At 46.8% G+C, this 19,222-nt stretch carries 20 protein-coding genes; 17 read left to right on the forward strand and 3 right to left on the reverse strand.

What is annotated here, in order from left to right:
- Positions 1–147 precede the first annotated feature (147 nt).
- From B4E62_RS08680 to B4E62_RS08690, 3 genes are all read right to left on the reverse strand, one after another.
- Complete coding sequence (locus B4E62_RS08680; protein WP_331351789.1) at positions 148–591, reverse strand: DUF3291 domain-containing protein; 444 nt, start codon at positions 589–591, stop codon at positions 148–150.
- 98 nt (positions 592–689) lie between these two features.
- Positions 690–1,361 carry a hypothetical protein gene (locus B4E62_RS08685; protein WP_331351790.1) on the reverse strand — a complete coding sequence of 224 codons (672 nt, stop codon included), beginning with the start codon at positions 1,359–1,361 and terminating at the stop codon, positions 690–692.
- Positions 1,362–1,513: 152 nt separating this feature from the next.
- The gene (locus tag B4E62_RS08690; protein WP_331351791.1) at positions 1,514–1,888 is read right to left on the reverse strand and encodes a hypothetical protein; all 375 of its coding nucleotides are present in this window, start codon (positions 1,886–1,888) and stop codon (positions 1,514–1,516) included.
- A gap of 409 nt (positions 1,889–2,297) precedes the next feature.
- Here B4E62_RS08690 and B4E62_RS08695 point away from each other — a divergent pair, with 409 nt between their 5' ends.
- The 17 genes from B4E62_RS08695 to B4E62_RS08775 all read left to right on the forward strand — a co-directional run bounded on the left by B4E62_RS08695 (position 2,298) and on the right by B4E62_RS08775 (position 19,220).
- Positions 2,298–2,372, forward strand: a complete 75-nt coding sequence (locus tag B4E62_RS08695; protein WP_331352035.1) for a hypothetical protein — start codon at positions 2,298–2,300, stop codon at positions 2,370–2,372.
- A 299-nt stretch (positions 2,373–2,671) separates the two neighbouring features.
- Positions 2,672–2,869, forward strand: a complete 198-nt coding sequence (locus B4E62_RS08700; protein WP_414633259.1) for a tyrosine-type recombinase/integrase — start codon at positions 2,672–2,674, stop codon at positions 2,867–2,869.
- 100 nt (positions 2,870–2,969) lie between these two features.
- Positions 2,970–3,920 (forward strand): CDF family Co(II)/Ni(II) efflux transporter DmeF, encoded by a 951-nt coding sequence (gene dmeF, locus B4E62_RS08705; RefSeq protein WP_310069285.1) that lies wholly within the window; start codon positions 2,970–2,972, stop codon positions 3,918–3,920.
- Positions 3,921–4,112: 192 nt separating this feature from the next.
- A complete protein-coding gene (locus B4E62_RS08710) occupies positions 4,113–4,673 on the forward strand; it encodes a DUF4255 domain-containing protein (protein WP_310069283.1) in 561 nt (186 codons plus the stop codon).
- A 15-nt stretch (positions 4,674–4,688) separates the two neighbouring features.
- Positions 4,689–5,501 carry a hypothetical protein gene (locus tag B4E62_RS08715; RefSeq protein WP_310069281.1) on the forward strand — a complete coding sequence of 271 codons (813 nt, stop codon included), beginning with the start codon at positions 4,689–4,691 and terminating at the stop codon, positions 5,499–5,501.
- A gap of 17 nt (positions 5,502–5,518) precedes the next feature.
- Entirely contained in the window at positions 5,519–7,165 is a 1,647-nt protein-coding gene (locus B4E62_RS08720; RefSeq protein WP_310069278.1) for a phage tail sheath family protein, read from the forward strand.
- Between the two features lie 139 nt (positions 7,166–7,304).
- Complete coding sequence (locus B4E62_RS08725; RefSeq protein WP_310069275.1) at positions 7,305–7,763, forward strand: phage tail protein; 459 nt, start codon at positions 7,305–7,307, stop codon at positions 7,761–7,763.
- A gap of 22 nt (positions 7,764–7,785) precedes the next feature.
- Positions 7,786–8,262, forward strand: a complete 477-nt coding sequence (locus B4E62_RS08730) for a phage tail protein (RefSeq protein ID WP_310069274.1) — start codon at positions 7,786–7,788, stop codon at positions 8,260–8,262.
- A 63-nt stretch (positions 8,263–8,325) separates the two neighbouring features.
- Positions 8,326–8,493: a DUF5908 family protein gene (locus B4E62_RS08735; protein WP_310069271.1), complete on the forward strand. Its 168-nt coding sequence runs from the start codon at positions 8,326–8,328 to the stop codon at positions 8,491–8,493.
- Positions 8,494–8,496: 3 nt separating this feature from the next.
- Positions 8,497–9,174 (forward strand): peptidoglycan-binding protein, encoded by a 678-nt coding sequence (locus B4E62_RS08740; protein ID WP_310069268.1) that lies wholly within the window; start codon positions 8,497–8,499, stop codon positions 9,172–9,174.
- 3 nt (positions 9,175–9,177) lie between these two features.
- On the forward strand, positions 9,178–10,968 hold the full coding sequence (gene vgrG / locus B4E62_RS08745; RefSeq protein WP_331351792.1) for a type VI secretion system tip protein VgrG: 1,791 nt from the start codon (positions 9,178–9,180) through the stop codon (positions 10,966–10,968).
- Between the two features lie 63 nt (positions 10,969–11,031).
- The gene (locus tag B4E62_RS08750; RefSeq protein WP_310069259.1) at positions 11,032–11,322 is read left to right on the forward strand and encodes a PAAR domain-containing protein; all 291 of its coding nucleotides are present in this window, start codon (positions 11,032–11,034) and stop codon (positions 11,320–11,322) included.
- Between the two features lie 8 nt (positions 11,323–11,330).
- Positions 11,331–11,738, forward strand: coding sequence for a GPW/gp25 family protein (locus B4E62_RS08755; protein WP_310069257.1), 408 nt, complete (start codon positions 11,331–11,333; stop codon positions 11,736–11,738).
- 45 nt (positions 11,739–11,783) lie between these two features.
- Complete coding sequence (locus B4E62_RS08760; protein WP_310069254.1) at positions 11,784–15,560, forward strand: baseplate J/gp47 family protein; 3,777 nt, start codon at positions 11,784–11,786, stop codon at positions 15,558–15,560.
- 8 nt (positions 15,561–15,568) lie between these two features.
- On the forward strand, positions 15,569–16,354 hold the full coding sequence (locus B4E62_RS08765) for a hypothetical protein (RefSeq protein ID WP_310069251.1): 786 nt from the start codon (positions 15,569–15,571) through the stop codon (positions 16,352–16,354).
- An 8-nt stretch (positions 16,355–16,362) separates the two neighbouring features.
- Positions 16,363–16,701, forward strand: a complete 339-nt coding sequence (locus B4E62_RS08770; RefSeq protein ID WP_331351793.1) for a hypothetical protein — start codon at positions 16,363–16,365, stop codon at positions 16,699–16,701.
- Positions 16,701–19,220: a hypothetical protein gene (locus B4E62_RS08775; RefSeq protein ID WP_331351794.1), complete on the forward strand. Its 2,520-nt coding sequence runs from the start codon at positions 16,701–16,703 to the stop codon at positions 19,218–19,220. The genes B4E62_RS08770 and B4E62_RS08775 overlap by 1 nt, the downstream gene beginning before the upstream one ends.
- The last annotated feature ends 2 nt before the right edge of the window (positions 19,221–19,222 follow it).

The raw sequence follows: 19,222 nt of genomic DNA on the forward strand, positions 1-19,222 counted from the left end.
CAGTGATAAATCAAACATAAAAATAGGTTGCGTTTGTAAATAATACATCGCCGTATTGTTGTGATCACCCAAGATCAGGCACAGCCGCAGGTGCTTCGCGAAGCAGGTTTTTTTTACCGCAGTCGCTTGTTATACATTTTTTTGGAATTACTTAATATAGGGTTTGGCGAAAGTAAATGCATGTTCAGTTGGTCCGTGTTCCTCAAGATGGAGCAGTCTTGCCTCACCCTCTCTAACAGTAGGTATATGCCCAACAGGAACATGCCAAAGAACTTGATGAGGTGTATTCATTTTATGAAACCATTCATTCTTGCCACGAATTAATTCTACATGAACAGACTTATAAACGTAATTTCTTAAAGCCTCAATATTCTCCCAAACGCTCATATTCAATATAAGACTTGGGTCATCAAATATTTTAAATGACGTAGCGTCACCTTCTTCAGTTTGTAACCGCCAGACAAACCCAAGCGAATCATCTGCTAACGCATTAATTTCATTCAAACGATCAACGAATCCCTTCATAACAATAGAGGTAAGTTCATCTTTAGCTTTTGCAATATTGAGCTGAGCTAAGTGAAAATGAGACATAATTAGATTTTCCCTAAATTGATATTAAATGCTGCGGAAAGATTTGTATAACGTTAAGATTTGCGGCGCAGGTATTGATTTTTTAACACAGTCGCTTGTTAGACTTTGGATGCCTCAAATATTCTTAATACTTCTTCAGAGTACTCACTCAAACCTTTTTCAAACCCCTTCATTAACTTATATGCTACTTCAGGATCAATGTCCTTTACTGATATTATAGGCATTTTCAAAGAAGTCAGCCCTGCACCATGTTGTATATCAAAAGATTTTGCATCAGCATGCCCTATCATCGTATCTCTCGCAGCCAACAATGTATCTTTCAATTTTATAAACTCAGCTCTATCTGCTTCATTTGAAAATGAAGTTTTAACAATTTCATTAAAATGAGTATTAACAAATTCTTTTGTGTTTTTAGATGCTATGCCATTGTGGCCATAACCTATATTCAACATTTGACAAAAAAATACCGACATTAACATCATGCAATAGTCTTTAATCAAATAGCACTCAACAAGGGTAGGGAAATTGCTATGATAAAGCTCTTCATATTCAAGCATGTGGGAGGCATGAAGCATTCCTGCTACATAATTCGATTTTCCTTTTCTAAACTCTTCGAAAGTTGGTTGGCCTTCACGAAGAGGGGTTTCATAGGATTGTGTTTTAACAGATCTATTAATTTTACACGCTAGTTTCAATAACGAGCAGCACTCATTTGTAGCCGAGCGCCACAATAAAAAACGACCTCGTTTCTCCACATCACTACTATCCATGAACACTTTCCTATTACAGCCTAACGTTGAGCGCAGGGGCGCGTTGTAAGTGGCGCATGTGCGATAAACTTCGCGCAGCGGTTCGCTAAATGCGCGACTTACAATGCGTCCAGCAAACGAAGTTTGCGATCCTGGCGCGACTTGTTGTGAATTTATAGTTGCCACACTATTTCATTTCGTAGTTTTTCAACAACTTCTACCTTAGGGCCTGCTACAGCGGCGTAGACAAAGGTGCTTTCACCTACAGATGTGCATTTAATCACAGCCCGATTATTACTATAGTTTCCGTATACATAGCTGCCATTTTTTACTATTTGATTAAAACCAAGAGATTCAAGTATTTCTGTACCTTTTTGCGCGCATACTTCAGTAGAAACTTTAAGAATCTTATGGTCAGACCAGATATGAGGAGTGAACTCCTTCTGAATCGTGCGAACCTCAATCTCTTTCTCTTGATGCGTTTCCTTGGGTGCATTTGAGGCGCAGCCGCCAAGTAAAATTAAAAAAACAACAGCAACTACTTTCACTATTTATTTCTCCCCTCATAACAGTTTATTAAATTGCACCGACTATATAACCCGCAGAAGGATATTCCAACTAATTTGGTGTTCCGCCGTATAATTCCCAAAGTAGACGAACCTACTATCGATTTAACTCATTACAAATCAACAACTTAATCATCACTCCAAATTAATTAAGGAGTTATACAGCACAGGCAACCTCAATTAATTGCATATTCAAATTCGGGTAGATACACTGAACAATTACTGGTTATCCAAACAGGTGCAATTATGGAAGATGTGCGCATTCCTTTACCCCCTTCACCTACTAAATTCTTAGACCAATTCCGTGTCTTTATTCGTACGGATGGAAAAAGTTACTCAACAGAAAATATATATGTCTATGGTGATGCCCCATAAGCTATTGGCTCAACTAATGTATGGTGGTGGCCTTCGGGTTTCTGAGGCTTTGCGATTGCGCGTTAAAGATGTTGATTTCGCAATGGGTTAGATTGTTATTCGAGATGGGAAAGGATTTAAAGACAGAACAACGTTACTTCCCAAAAGTATCATTCCTGATTTAAAAAAGCAGATTGGCATGGTTCAAAACCTGCTTGAGTCTGATAAGGCCAGTGGCATTGCGGGCGTATATATGCCTAACATGCTTGAAAAAAAATACCCTTCAGCAGGGCATTCCTTAGGTTGGCAATTTTTATTCCCAAGCAATGAACCAAGCAAAGACCCGCGATCCAACGTAATTCGCAGGCACATATATATCCAACTACAATCCAGTTACATGTAAAGCAAGCAATAAAGAAAGTCCGTATCCATAAACAGGCTAGCTGTCACACGTTTCGCCACTCCTTCGCTACTCGGCTATTACAAGCCAAGTATGATTTAAAGCAAATTCAAACATTGATGGGCCACACTGACATTCGAACCACCGAAATCTATTTGCATGTGCTGGATGATCTCGGGGATCGGGTCAAAGGCCCTCTAGATGCCTAGCACAGAAATCGTGATTGATCGTTGATAATGCCGCTGGTGTAGAGCGGAAAGCTAATGGCATCATGCAATTACTTTTTGCACGCAACACGTTGGTATGCCCATGACGACCCAAGCCTATTTCAAAACCTGCCATCATCCCATCCCCACCCAAACCAATCCGCTCGCGGAAAAAAATACCCGGCGCGCGTTAATGCTCACCGCGGCGATGATGTTGATCGAAATTATCGGCGGTTGGTACTACAACTCCATGGCTTTGCTCGCCGACGGCTGGCATATGAGCTCCCATGTGGTGGCCTTGGGTTTAGCGCTGTTTGCCTATGTGATTGCACGCAAGCTTGCGCAAGATGGCCGCTTTAGTTTTGGAGTGTGGAAAATTGAAGTGCTCGGCGGTTACACCAGTGCGATTTTATTATTGCTGGTGGCAGTGACAATGTTTTATCAATCCGCCGCGCGTTTGATTACACCGGTAGCAATTCATTACAACGAAGCAATCACTTTGGCGATTGTCGGTTTGCTGGTGAATTTAATGTGCGCCTGGTGGCTGAAGGATGGTCATCACCATCATCACGAGCATGATCATCACCATGAAGATGACCATGCACATCACCACGAACATTCGCACGCGCATGAAGATTTGAATTTACGCGCGGCGTATATGCATGTGGTGGCCGATGCAGCGACCTCGATGTTGGCGATCATTGCACTGTTCGGCGGAAAATTATTCGGCGCTGACTGGCTTGATCCGGTAATGGGCATTGTCGGTGGTGTTTTAGTGGCGGTGTGGGCGCTGGGTTTGTTGCGCACTAGTGGCCGCGCGTTGCTGGATGCCGAGATGGATGCCCCGGTGGTTGAAGAGATTCGCGCAGTAATTGCAGCGGGGACGGTGCCTGCCGAAATTCGCGATCTGCATGTATGGCGGGTGGGACGCAATCAATATGCCTGTGTATTGTCGTTAATAACGCAGGCAGATGTTGATGCTGATTTTTTTAAACAACAAGTACAAGTGCACGAAGAGTTGGTTCATATCACTATTGAAATTGCTAAAAATTAAGCTCAATAAATACTCATTTTTTTGATGTGGTGTAACACGCTGAAATAAAATTTGTCGCCAAAATCATCTTGTCTGTTTTGTGATCTGGTCTGTATTAAAAAAAGAACAAGACGTGAATTTTTTTTGTGCTAACATCCCCAAAACCATAAATTACAAAATATCTGTCAGGGGTGTGGGTTGATCCAGGCTGCCATGAATCATTTAGCGACCCAGCTAAATGCCTACCTCAAGCGCACCAATAATCTCACTGAAGATATTGTCGTGGTATCCAGTTTGGTGGAAAGTGATGGCAGTGCTGCACCGCACACCAACAATAAATTAATTTTACTGCTGACCAATATTGAAAAAGATACTGTGCCGCAATCTGGCGCAGCCCGTGCCACCGGATTTGATGGCCGCGCCCTGGTTGGCAGTCGATCTGTGTATTTAAATTTGTATGTGATGCTGGCGGCGAATTTCAGTGGCAGCAACTATGCTGAAGCACTCAAGTTCATTTCCAAAGCCATCGCTTTTTTTCAGATGCAGCCGGTGTTTGATAAACATTCAACACCGGATCTGGACTCCCGCATCGATAAACTCGTATTGGATATCGAGAACCTGAACATTCAGGATTTAAGTAATCTCTGGGGTTTGTTGGGCGGGAAGTACCTTCCCTCCGTGTATTACCGTGTGCGCATGGTAGCCATCAATCCTGATAACGTAGTGGCACAATTGCCCTTGGTTAGCAAACCGCAAGGTGATCTGCGCGGTTAAAGGGAGTCAACATCCATGGCACATTTCAAACCGATATTAACCCTGGCGATTGAACATCTTTTTTTTTCCGATGGCCGCTGCACCAATTTGGTATTTACCACTACGCCAGCTACCCGGCGGGTGTTGCAACAATATCAATTAGCCGTCAAAGCGGAAGATACTGGCATTGCTATTTTTGCCGATCAGGAATGTTCAGTCGCATTCGATAGCGAAGCGTTGCTGCGGTTTGAGGTATTTGCGCAAGACCCCTATTTTAGTTTCTACACGTTGGAAACCCAAAATAAAAAGTTGCCCTTGTATTACAGCAGCAAAAATATTACGGCAGATAACAGCAGTCTTGTGTTACTGGACGAACAACCGGCAGAATCCCACGACGCGCGACTTGTGCGAACAAAACCCGGCGATAGAACGCCGTTACTCAGTGTGGATATAGATTTAAGCGGAGCTGAATTTGCAACCGTGCGCCAAGCTGAAGCAGCTCCCGTCGCGCGCACAATCAAATTCAACACGCGCGATATTTACTGGAAATACTATTTTTTCGGTGAACTTGCGAAATTGGAATTGGACATCCATGATTTAAGCTCGCAAGTGGCAGTGGCTTTTGATCCTAGCGATGAAGTTGTCGCCAAAAATGGCAAGGCGTTTATTTCGCAAATCCCGATTGCAATGAACAGTGCGCCAAAGCAGCGATTTCAGTTAAAAGATAAAAGCAACGCAGGCAAGATCCTGATCAAGCGTTTACCCAACGCAGGAGTTAACTTGATCAGCAAGAGTAGGGATCTCAGGGGGCAGCAAATCCTTGTTGCAGAAATTTATGTAAATCAATAGCACTTAAAGGAACAAATATGGCTGGCGCGTATAAAACTCCCGGCGTCTATATTGTTGAAAAAGACGCTTTTCCCAACTCCGTTGTTGAAGTAGCTACCGCCGTTCCGGCGTTTGTTGGCTACACGGATTTTGCCGATAATAAAGGTAAAAGCCTGCTCAACAAACCCTGGCGGATTTCCTCAATGGCTGAATTTATCAGCTACTTCGGAGGCCCGCCGCCAGCCACCTTTAAAATCGCCCGCAAGGGTAGCGCGGCACCAACACCGGCGGTTTTCGCCGCTGCGCCCGGTGCGTCGGACGATGAAAAGAAAATCGCTACCGAGATCAATAATGCGCGCACAGCCGTTGCGGCTATCGCCGGAGTGGATAAAAATCCCGATCCATTCAGCAGCGCCGATGAAGATTTTTCACTCGGCAAAGACGACAAATTTTTTCTCTCACTCGAAGGTTCCTACTACTTGCTGTACCGCAGCATGATGCTGTTTTTCCAAAACGGCGGTGGTGCCTGCTATGTTGTTTCCGTTGGAAACTACAGCAAAGGTATTGAAGAAGGTGAGCTTTCAGAAGGCATCCAACTGCTGAAGAAAGAGCAAGAGCCAACCATGTTGGTGATTCCTGATGCAGTGTCATTGGCAGCGGCAGATTGTTATAAGTTGCAGCAGACCATGGTGGCGCATTGCGGTTATGAAATGAAAAACCGTTTTGCCATTCTCGATATCTACGGCGGCTTCCAGGATAACCGCGATAACGAGTGTATCGATAATTTCCGCAATAAAATGGCCACCAACTTCCCGGCGTTCAGCGCAGTGTATTACCCTTGGCTGAACAGTTCGATTGTTCCTGTGAGTGAATTGTCATTCCGCAATATCCACGAAGACAGCTTGCCTGACGTAGTGAATTTGCTGACGCAAGAAGTGCGCGAAACTATTGCCTCCTTGAAAAAACAGGAAAGCATTATCGCCGAGATCAAAAAACTTCCCGATACACCCAGCAAAAGCAGTGCAGAAAATAATGAACTGCACAAAACCCTCAGCGCAGTTTGCCCGCTGTACAACAAAATTCTCGCTGGCCTGCAACACAAGTTGAATTTGTTACCACCGAGCGCGGCGATGGCCGGTATCTACACCATGGTGGATAACACTCGCGGTGTGTGGAAAGCGCCAGCGAATGTCAGCTTGAGCGCAGTATCTTCACCCACAGTGAATATCAATCACGAGGAGCAGGAAGACCTCAACGTGAATACCGCGGGTAAATCCGTCAATGCAATCCGCACCTTTATCGGCGAAGGCACTTTGGTGTGGGGCGCGCGCACCCTCGACGGCAACAGCCTCGATTGGCGCTATGTAAACGTACGCCGCACCATGATCATGTTGGAAGAGTCGGTAAAACTGGCAAGCAAGGCTTATGTGTTTGAGCCAAACGTGGCCAATACCTGGGTTACCATCAAAAGCATGATCGGTAACTTCCTCACTGGTGTATGGAAGCGCGGTGGTCTTGCTGGTTCCAGCCCCGAAGATGCTTTCAGTGTGCATGTTGGCTTGGGCGAAACCATGACCGCAGAAGATATTCTCGAAGGTATTTTGCGCGTGACGGTATTGGTTGCCTTGAGCCGTCCAGCAGAATTTATCGAGATTACTTTCCAGCAGCAGATGCAAAAATCCTAAGTACCTGTTGGTCATTTACCAGGTATATAAAAATTAACGCGGGGTTTTTGTCATCAATTTGCTGGGCGATTAAATGCGCATAGCAGATAAGGACTTCGCAAATTTTTCCATCCATAGATAAATTAAGGTAGAGATTACTATGGCAGAAGACGGCTCAACACAATCAGCCAATATTTGGCCACTGCCCAAGTTTCACTTTGAAGTGAAGTGGGATTCGAATGTCATGTCCTTTCAGGAAGTGAGCGGGTTGGATATCCAATCGGAAGAAATTAAATATCGCGCGGGCGACAGCAAACAATTTTCTGTGATCAAAATGCCGGGCATGAAAAAATTCGGCAACGTCACCATGAAAAAAGGCGTGTTTAAAGGTGATAACAAGTTCTGGGATTGGCTCAACCAAATCAAACTGAACACCATCAAACGTGTTCCTGTCACCATCAGCTTGCTGGATGAGAGCAGTGCTCCCACTATGGTGTGGACCCTCACCAATGCTTGGCCAACCAAAATTTCTTCCACCGACTTGAAAGCGGAAGGAAATGAAGTAGCCATCGAAAGTATTGAAATCGTCCACGAAGGCCTGACCATTGCAAACAGCTAATGGTTTAGGCGGGCACTAGTCGATGTCTGCTGCAGCAACTACCTCAGAAGGCGGTTTATACCCGCCTTCTGCGTTTTATTTCAAAGTGGTTTTTGGCTCTGGCAGCGAAGGGGTCGATTCATCATTTCAGGATGTCTCTGGCATTTCGTTTGAAATGTCTACTGAAGAGGTACCTGAAGGCGGCGAAAATCGGTTTGTGCACAAATTGCCCACGGCGATCAAGCAAAGCAATCTGGAATTAAAACGCGGCATAGCACCAGCATCCTCACCGCTGGTGGCTTGGTGCAAAGAAGTGATGGAGGGCGATTTTATCGCCGCCATAGTACCGCGCACCATCAGCGTGTATTTGCTCAATGAAAATGCCGAACCTATTCGCGGATGGACCTTTGCTAATGCGTTTCCTATTAAGTGGGAAGTGGAGGGTTTTAACTCCACCAAAAATGAAGTGGCAATCGAAAAAATTGTGTTCAGTTACACCTATTCCAATCGCGTGATGTAATTTTTATTGGACGACTGACGTAAAAATTTCTTTGCTAAACAATCACTCTGCGATAAACCCATCATGGCTATAGAAATTAAACAACTGTTGATTAAATCCAATGTCGTGGATGATGCGGATGACGAGAGCGCCGAAGAGCGCGACGCTATGAGTGCAAGTATCAAACAGGATGTGATCAATGAATGCCGGCGTTTAGTACTTGAAATGCTCAGCGATAAAGGGTTGCGTTAAATCATGACCATCGCCAACGGCACCAAAATAAAATTAAAAATTTCGCCCTGCGATGTCAACGACGGCATCGCCACCGTCAATGGTGACCCGGCTTTTGAAGCGCTGATCAACCCGGCCGGCTACACCCATAGCTCATCGATTATTTATGCGGAAAATCAGGCGCTCGGGCCAGGTAGCGAAAAAAAATACAGTAAATCCAAGCCGGACAAAATTGAATTCAAAGAATTGGTATTGGATGGCACCGGTGTTGTCGAAGGCACAACAGGCAGCGTGCGCACCCAGATTGCACTCTTGCGCAAAGTAGCCTACGACTACAACGGCTCAGAACATGAACCACCCGTGGTAGAAGTTTCCTGGGGGCCATTACTATTCAAAGCGCGTATGGAAGCCTTGAAAGTCAATTACACGCTGTTCAAACCCAGCGGCGAACCATTGCGCGCAAAAATGGATTTAACATTTACCGCGTACAAAAGCACCGAAGAAGTTTTTCGCGAAGCGAGCCTCGAATCGCCAGACTTAACCCATCTGGTCGAAGTTAAAGCAGGTGATACTTTGCCTATGTTGTGCTACCAAATTTACAAAGACAGCTCTTATTATCTCGCCGTTGCACGACTTAACCAGCTCAATAACTTTCGCCAGCTGCAACCCGGTCAGCTGTTGCGTTTTCCTCCGCTGGTGTAATTCATGGCCGATTCTCCTCTTAAAAGCAGCGATGGTGTAGTCAGCTTTAACGTACTCTGCAGCGGCAACGCCATTGCAACCACTGTTGAAGTTGTATCGATAGAAATTCAACACTGCATCAACCGCATCTCAACCGCCACACTGGTGATCAATGATGGCGATATGCCCAATGCCGATTTTCCGCTGAGTGCCGGAGCCACCTTTAAACCCGGCACGGAAATAAAAATCCAGTTGGGTTATGACCAAACACTGACCGATGTCTTCAGCGGCGTCATTATCAAACACTCGATTAAAATCAATGGCAACAATGCCGCACGTTTGATTATTGAATGCAAAGACAAAGCACTGGCGATGACGGTGGGGCGTAAAAACGCAAACTACATCGACAAAAAAGACAGCGATATTATGTCGCAACTCATTGGCAACTATTCCGGGCTCACCGCCAGTGTCACCGCAACCACCGTGCAACACAAAGAGCTGGTGCAATTTTACTGCAGCGATTGGGACTTTATGCTCGCGCGTGCCGAAGCCAACGGCATGCTGGTAACGCTCGACGCTGGCACCGTTACTGTAAAAGCACCCGAGGTTAGCGGCAGCGCCGTACTTTCACTCACGTATGGCATCGACATCATCGATTTCAGTGCTGACCTGGATGCACGTCATCAATTCCAAACTGTCACCAGCAATGGCTGGGATCTCGCCAATCATGCGCTGCAGCAAGGCACCGCCGCCACTGCCAGTTTAAATACCCAGGGTGATATCGATTCTGCCACACTCGCCAGCGTAATCGGTTTGAGTGATTTCCGTTTGCAAAGCAGCGTCCCGCTCGAATCGGGTTTCCTCACTAATTGGGCTAAAGCGCAACAATTAAAATCCGGCCTCGCACGCATTCGCGGCCATGTCAGTTTTCAAGGCAGTGCGTTAGCCAAACCCGGAACTCTGATTGAACTCGCCGGTGTTGGGACGCGCTTTAATGGCAACATTTTTGTCAGCAGCGTCAATCACTCCGTTGTCGATGGCAACTGGACGACACGGGTAGAATTTGGCATGTCGCCCAACTGGTTTACCGAAACGGCCGACACCATGGCACCTGCAGCCGCAGGTCTGACCCCTGGCATCAGTGGATTGCACATTGGTATCGTAAAAAAACTGGATGCCGATCCAGAAAGTCAGCACCGCGTGCAAGTATCGATTCCGGAAATGAGCGCTACTACGGATGCTTTCTGGGCGCGGCTCGCCAATTTTTACAGCTCCAATAGTTTTGGTGCGTTTTTTATTCCCGAAATTGGCGATGAAGTGGTACTCGGTTTTTTCAGCGACGATCCATCGCATCCGGTCATTTTGGGCAGCCTTTACAGCAGTAAAAATCCTCCGCCCTATACACTCGCGGCAGAAAATAATACCAAGGCCATAGTCACACGCACCAAAATGAAAATGGAATTCGATGAAGAGAAAAAAATCATCACCATCATTACACCGGGTGCCAACAAAATTGTGATCAGCGACGATGGCAAATCAATTTTGTTGCAAGACCAGAACAGCAACAAAGTCACACTCGATTCCGCCGGTATCACACTCGATAGCCCCAAAGATATTACCCTTAAGGCGCAAGGAAAAATTGTGCTGAATGCCACGGGCAATATTGAGGCCACGGCGCAAATGGATATCAAACAAACCGGATTAAATATCACCAGCACCGCCAATATCGGTTTCACCGCAAAAGGCAACGCAACGGCCGAAGTTTCCGCATCGGGTACTACCACCATCAAAGGGGCGATGGTGATGATTAACTAGTTATTTAACAAACCCACACATTAACGACCAAACAGTTTTAGCGATAAAAAGGAAATTAAAAAAATGCCACCTGCAGCACGAATTACCGATATGCACGCCTGCCCTATGTTTACTGGCCCGGTCCCGCATGTAGGTGGGCCGATTAGCGGCCCCTGTGTTCCCACTGTGTTGATTGGAAAATTACCTGCGGCAGTAGTCGGGGACATGTGCGTCTGTGTCGGCCCGCCCGATTCCATCGTCAAGGGTTCGGCCACGGTAATGATCGGCGGCAAACCGGCCGCACGCATGGGAGACACCACTGCGCACGGTGGCAATATCGTGCTGGGATTACCCACCGTCATGATTGGTGGATAACGAAAACCATGAGCAATAAATCGTTTCTTGGCACTGGCTGGAGTTTTCCACCGCAGTTCACTAGTAAGGGGTTGGTGACAGTCGCAGCGGAACAAGACATTCACGAAAGCCTGCTGATTTTGTTATCGACTACACCCGGCGAGCGTGTCATGCAACCGCTCTACGGCTGCGGTTTGAAAGCCCATGTGTTTGACACACTCAACGAAAGCAGTTTTGCTGTTATGCGCGATACGGTTGAAAAAGCGATTTTATTTTTTGAGCCACGCGTTATCGTCGAGCGTATTGACGTGCGCGATGATGACTACCGCGAGGGCAAGGTACAAATCCATGTGTATTACCGGGTCCGTGCGACAAATAACCGCTACAACCTGGTATATCCCTTTTATTTTAATGAAGGCAGTAATCTTGCAGGCTAAGTGTTTTATTTATTCATGCATATCTGCACACCGGCAGGTAGCGCCATGAGCCAGACGCAGGCCACGCCCGGCCTTGTCTCGCAATTGCATGTGCGCGATGGCATGAGCCAGCAGCGCCGCGCTTTGCCGGCGCTGGAAAAAAATTATTTCAATGTCGATGAAATGTCATTCGAGCAACTGCTCACCCAAATGCAGGACTATGCGCGCTTGGTGCAACTACCCGGCGTGGAATTTTTACCCGGCGATATAGAGCAACTATTGTTTGCACGCGACGAAATTGTAGTGATGGCACAAATACTCGCGCTCAATATCGATAGTTTGGAAACCCAATTTAATCTACGTTTGCAACAGGAAATCGACAATGAAGAATGGGCTTTGGGAGAAACCCACAATCCCGCATCAGTAGTTGGGCTAGCACGGCTTTTAGATCGCTGGTTAAATTTATTGAAGCACCCGCAAAGCAGTGCGGGCGAAAGTCTTTATGGATTGATCGAAAGTGTAGTACTGGGTTTAGCCAAAGAACTCTATCGAGTTCATGGGTTTATGCCCGACCGGGTTAAACAAACGCAGCAATTTTCAGAGCAATTTATGACGCTGATTACTGCGGGGGGCCAGCCTGATGAAATTGCTGCACCAATCAAAACTCCGGTTGCACTCAATATCCACTCACTTTATGCATCGCTGCTAAAAGCAGCTGATATGGTGCAAGCCAGCGCCCGGCAATTATTGCCCGATTCCATGCACAGCAAAAATCACGATCCCGCGCTAGCGCTGCGTATTGCGTTTGTCACGCTCTACCAAAAACTACAAACGCGGCTGAATCATTTTACACTGGATTTTATCGATTTTTATTTTACCCAGGTGCTGCAAGCCAAAACACGACCGATCCAACCGGACCATGTTTATCTGGTATTTCAACCGGGCGCCAAAGAGCGGGAAATTCACTTACCCAAGGGCACAGAATTTTTTGCCGGTTTGGATAACAATAGCCGCGATATTGTGTACGCCTCCATTGAAGATGCGATTGTCAACGACGCCCAGGTACAGCAGCTATACAGTTTATTTTTTCCGCGCACCACTTTTAATTTAAAACAAAATCCCAGCCCGCGTACCAGTGTTACACTCGCGGATGGGTGCTGGCTGAATGCCTTGGCGATACAACCCAATGCCGATAAAAAACTGCGCGATAAAATAATTGCCCAACCCTTTTTTGGCGCCGGTCGCCAACGCACTACCAGCGATGGCCGCGCGAGTGACGCGGCCACCAGTGCACGCCTCGGCTTTGCCATCGCCAGCAATGTACTTTTGCTGCGCGAAGGCCAGCGCTATATTTGCGTCGATTTGGCCTTTGAAGAAGTGGCACGTGAGCCCTGGAGCAAGCTACAGAAAATTCTGCGTCACTTACCCAATATCAAAGACAGTATTGCCGATGATAAAGCCAAATTTTTTGCCTATTTCAGCAAATTATTCCAATTATCCTTAACCACCATAGATGGTTGGTTGGACATCAGCGAATACAAACCGGCCTACTGCGACACCGACAACAGCGTCAAATCCAATTGCCTGCGCCTGGGTTTTTATTTACCCGAAGGCTGCCCGGCCATTACTGCTTACAACAGCGCGGTGCATGGCGATTCACTCACCAGCTCGCTACCCGTATTGCGTTTCACACTCAAAGAAAATTATTTGCAGTATCCCTATGACATCCTCCGGCGTTTAGTACTGCGCGAAGTGCGTATCCAGGTAGATGTCAAAGGTTGCCACGATGTGCTGTTGCACAATAACATCGGCCAGTTATCGCCGCTCGCGCCCTTCGCCCCCTTTGGTCCACTTCCTGATATAGGCTCTTATTTTATTGTGGGCCACGAAGAAACGCGCACCAAACAATTGCTCGATCTCGATGTGGATATTGAATGGAACAGTTTACCCACGAGCGCTGGCGGCTTTAACAGCTGGTATCGCGGTTATACCCTGGCAAAAGATAATCAACAATTTGTTGCCAGTGTTAGTGTGCTGGTAGATGGCCGCTGGCAACCCGCAGCAAATGACTCCGGCCGCTACCAACCACTGTTTGATTGCGGATTAAAAAACGGTTCCCCGCAAGTCAGTGCACATAAAAAATTGTCGGCCGCCGCCGCAATTCCTTTTTACAAAGCACAAGACCAACAACAAGCCAAGCGACCATTTAGTTATTCGCCGCTCACGCGCGCTGGATTATTTAAATTCACCTTGCAAGGGCCGCTCGGTGCATTTGGACACCGCGAGTACCCCAATTTACTGGCCGATGTATTGACACACAATGCACGCGTAAAACATCCCCGTTTTGCCAAGCCCATTCCCAATGCACCCTACACCCCGGAGATCAGCTCGCTACGGCTAAATTATTCTGCAGTATCTACACTGACATTGGCCGATACCGGGCGCGATGACGATCCTTTCTACAAAGATCAATTTTTTCACTTGCATCCTTTGGGATGGGAAGCCATATCACCACTGCGCCACCCGCGTTTGTATTTGTTGCCCCAGTATCCCGACAACGGCACGCTCTACCTCGGGGTCGCTGCGAGCGATATCCAACAATTGAGTTTATTTTTTCATTTACAAGATAATTCACTACCGCTCGATGAAGAATTACTTGTACAAGCACAAAGCGAATATAAACAGCGCGCACTCACACCCGCTGCCTTGGTGAGCTGGTCTTACCTGAGTGACAACCAATGGCGCCCGCTGAATCCACGTTACATCCTCGGCGATAGTACCGAAGGTTTTATGACCTCCGGTATTGTCACACTGACGATGCCGGAAAAAATGACGACGGCCAATACGATCATGCCGGGCAATTTGTATTGGTTAAAAATCAGTGCCAACAAAGCCCTCACTCATTTCAGCGATATCTACAGTGTGTATGCGCAAGCGGTGCAAGCCTCCTGGGTTTCCGGCACTCACCCCGCCAGTGAACAACCCATGCAATTACCACCCGATACTATCAAACGCACGCGCCAGACTATTGCGGGAATTACCGGCGTCAGCCAAATTACCCGCTCCTTTGGTGGAGTACCCGCTGAAAATCAAGCGCACTTGCGCACGCGTATCAGTGAACGCTTGCGCCATAAAAATCGGGCGCTAACACCGCTTGATTACGAAATGTTGATCTTGGAAAAATTTCCGCATATTTATAAAGTGAAATGTTTTGCGAACCTGCGCAGTAATCACCACAACCCCATTTGCCCCGGGCATTTGTTGATCATTCCCATTCCCCATCACCCGACCAACAATGCATCGGATTACAAACCCTGTTTTGACGGCCATTTGATGCTGGCCATCAAAGAATTTATTCAGCCACTTACACCTGCACGTGTGCAGGTAGCGGTGGAAAATCCGGTTTATGAAGAAATCCAGGTGCGCTGCGCGGTGCAATTAAAAAAAGGCTTGCACACTGGCCGTCACCATAATTTATTAAATCAGGCGCTGTGTGATTATCTTTCGCCCTGGCAGGCGCAGGGCAATGCTGTGCATTTTGGGTGGAGCATCAGTGAGCAGGAAATAAAATCCTTTATTCATAATCTGGATTACATCGAACACGTTACCGATTTTTCGCTCTTGCGCATTGCGCCGCAGGGCGATGGTTTTTTTATTTTGGACGATACTGCCAGCAGCGACACGCATCACTTGCAAACCCTGCATCCGACTTACGCCTGGAGTACCGCTGTACCGCTACAGCATCATTACATCCAAGCCCTTGACCAACCGCTCCAGATCCGCGCCCAGCGCACCGGTGTGGACGAGCTGGAAGTGGGTAGTACTTTCATTATTCCCGAATAGGCCATGTGATGGAAAAACTAGACAGAAATGCGCTGAAAAATAAATTTAAAAAAGGACGTATGCCCTCGGAGCAGGACTTTTCCAATTTGATCGATTCCATGGTCAATATTCTGGAAGAGGGCTTTGATAAAACCAGCCGCGATGGTTTAAAAATTTCGCAGCTCATGGGTTCCGGTCGCCTGTTGAGTTTCTATAAAAATATTGCTGTGGAAAGTCCGCAGTGGTTTTTGGAATTGAGCACCAGCGAAAACAAATTGCATTTTGGGACACCGCAAAGCCCACGTGTACTTAGCCTTTATAGTCAGGGCAGTGGTAGTGACGGACAAAACAATCTACGAGTTGCAGTGGGCATTAATAAAGAAAATCCACAAACCACACTCGATGTGGAAGGTACCATTGCCTCCAGTGGGCGTATGGGCAAAGTGGGCGATATGGCTGCGCCCGCTGACGGCGAATGGCACGACATCACCAGCGCACTCACCGGCTGTGAAGCTTTTGAAGTTGTCGCTGGGGTAGGTGGGCAAGACGCCGATGGAAAATACGCGCTGGTACATGCAATTGCATTAAATACGTTTAATGGCAAAAGCAGCATCAATACGCAGGACGCACACTTCGGCAACAAATGTAATCGCCTTGAATTGCGTTGGCAGCCAGTACCCGAGCAAGGCCAATTCCATTTCAAATTGCAAATACGTGCGCAGTGCTCCTACGGCAAAAATATTTGGATCAACTATCACATCACCCGTCTGTGGTTTGATCCTCTAATGCTTGAAAGCAGCCGTGCACCGGAATAAGGACAGCTATGATGAACGCATCCAGTGAATTGCATTTTTATCTGACACTCGAGCAGAGCAGCCTGTTGTTAGAAGCGCTAGTGGAGCAGCCATTTAAAAAAGTATTTGACATCATCGGCCAGTTAAATCATCAGGCGCAACAATTCTATCAAACGGGGGCAGTACAACATGCACCAGCACTGTTTGTTATAAGCGCAAGCGATTTCAGTGTCTGTGTGCAAGCATTGGGAGAATTGCCGTACAACCGCGTCTGTACGCTAGTCAATTATTTACACCAGCAATTGCAGGCGCAACACGCGACCGATGCACAACAACATGCCAATTCGTTAGCATCAGGATCGCAGTAATGAGTTCATCCGATGTCATCCAGCGTTTGCAACAGGATGCAGACGGCCTCGACTTCGCCAGCTTGCGCGCCGATGCGATTGCGCGCGCGCAAGAACTCGCCGGCAATATCTGGACGGATTACAACCTGCACGATCCCGGTGTCACCATCCTCGAACAACTGTGTTTTGGATTGACTGAACTCGCCTATCAAACGCGCGTGCCGGTCGCGGATTATCTTGCCAATGAACGCGGCTTGATTGATTTCAATCACTACGCACTTTATAAACCACACGATATTTTTCCCACACGCCCAATTACCGCCGAAGATTATTGTAAACGCCTGCTCGACGACATTCCCGAAATTGACGCACTTCAGGTTGCTACCCTCGCAACAGGAGAGGGTTACCAAGCGTGTTTGTACAACATTTCTATCAAATTGCTGGAACCACTGACTGGCCCTGCTTATAGCGATGAACAAAAGCAGCAAGTTGTACGCCGTGTGCGCAGCGTGTTTGTCAAACATCGCAATCTTGGTGAAGATCTCGCAACTGTCAGTATTGAAGAAAGCAAACCCTGTTTTTTACGCGGAGTGATCGAAACCAACGGCAAACGTAACCAGGCTGATATTTATGCTGATGTTTTTTTTCAGGTTGCACGTAAAATTTCGTCCAACATCCGTATTGAACGCTATGAAACTATGGCGCAACAAATGGATCTGGCTGATATTTTTAGCGGTCCGTTAACACAACACGGCTATATCTATAGCGAACACCTTAACGCCCATAAAAGCACGAAAGCACTGGAAGAATTGACTGGCTTGGTCGCTGCTATTGAGGGCGTTAAAAAAGTATATCGATTGGAATTAGTTGATGAACTAGGCAAACCGCTGGACACCCAGACAATTGATAACCAATCATTTTTTTTAAAATTTCCCGCGGAAGCACAACAGCAAGAATGGCTTAAGATTGATTTCAATCCAGGTAAAACGACAGACCCCGCCGGAGTTGTCAAAACGCGTGGCGACAATATCGAACGGTTAATGGAAGAAACCCGGCGCGCACTACAAAAATTGGAATTTGAATACCGTGCCTTCCGCAACAATAAAACTAACAGCACACATTTTTATCCCTTGCCGCAAGGGCGTACACGCCGGAACTCGGCTTATTATTCTATTCAGCACCATTTCCCCAGTGTCTATGGCATCAATGCAGCTGGTGTGACTAACCATGAAACTGCAGCGCGTAAAAAACAGGCACAACAGCTCAAGGCCTATCTCTATCCTTTTGAACAACTCATGGCCAACATGTTGGCGCATATCCAAAACCTGCAGCATTTATTCAGTTTGGGTGAACGCCCCAACCACAGTTATTTTGCCGAATTTCTGGACAACCAACATATCCCTGACTTTGCCCTGCTCTATCACAACAAACGTATTGGGTTAAACGATATTCAGGATATACAAGCGCGCCACGACCCGGCAACCGACCGCAAAAGCCGTGCGCTGGATACCTTACTCGCGATTTATGGTGAAGAGTTTTCGCAGGAAGCCCTGCTGCATTTTAATTATTATCATGAAGCGCAACCGGACTACTGGGCCATAGATAATAAAATCCGTTACTTGCAACATCTGGTCGAAACCAGTAGCGGGCGTTCAGCCGCATTCGATACCAGTGAAGCGCATTGGCAAGCGAGCAACCTCAGTAGTTTGCATAAAAAAATCAATATTTTATTAGGTATACAACAGCTCGATAGCCTGGTTCCGCTATCACAGTGCTTTAACAACAACCAAATACATCTGGTCGACGACCAATTACTCGATCAGGTGCCAGATCCAACTGAAACAGACGCGTTAGCCCCTAACACTGACGCACAAACAGTACCTGCGCTAAAGGCAAAGCAGCAAGAAAAATTATCGCAGTGGAGTTATACGCCCAATAAAAGTTTGACGCTCTGCCCGGCAATGATTATCGAAGGTACCACTATCGATGCCTATCGGTTGCAGCCGGTGGAATCCGGTGAGGCAGTTGCGGTGTATTTTTATTCGCAGCGGCTCAATCGCCGCCGCGAATTAAAAAAAGCGGATGATCGGGTGCAAGCCATTTCCTATGTGCATAAATTTAAAAAAATTATTACCGATATCAATGCCGGAGCCGAAGGTTTTTATCTTCTGGAGCATATTTTATTGCGCCCACGCGGACAGCAAGTAAACGCCGAAGACAGTGATTTTTTTGATTGTCGGGTGAGCTTTATTTTCCCGAAATGGACCGCGCGTTTTGCCAATCCCGCCTTTCGCCAGTTTGCGGAAAAAACCATTGCCAACCATATGCCGGCCCATTTATTTCCGCAAATTTATTGGTTAGATCTGCCCGCAATGACAGATTTTGATGCCTGCTACCAGCCTTGGCTTGAAAGGCTACAACAATATGAACAACAACAATTGCTACACGAGGACGGCAACACCGAACAACTTGACCGTTACGCACAACAGCTGCGCAAGTGTTTGGCGCAATATAAACCCTCGGCCGCCTACTGGATTTAAAC

The organism is Cellvibrio sp. UBA7671, from assembly GCA_002483145.1.
Lineage (GTDB): Bacteria > Pseudomonadota > Gammaproteobacteria > Pseudomonadales > Cellvibrionaceae > Cellvibrio > Cellvibrio fibrivorans.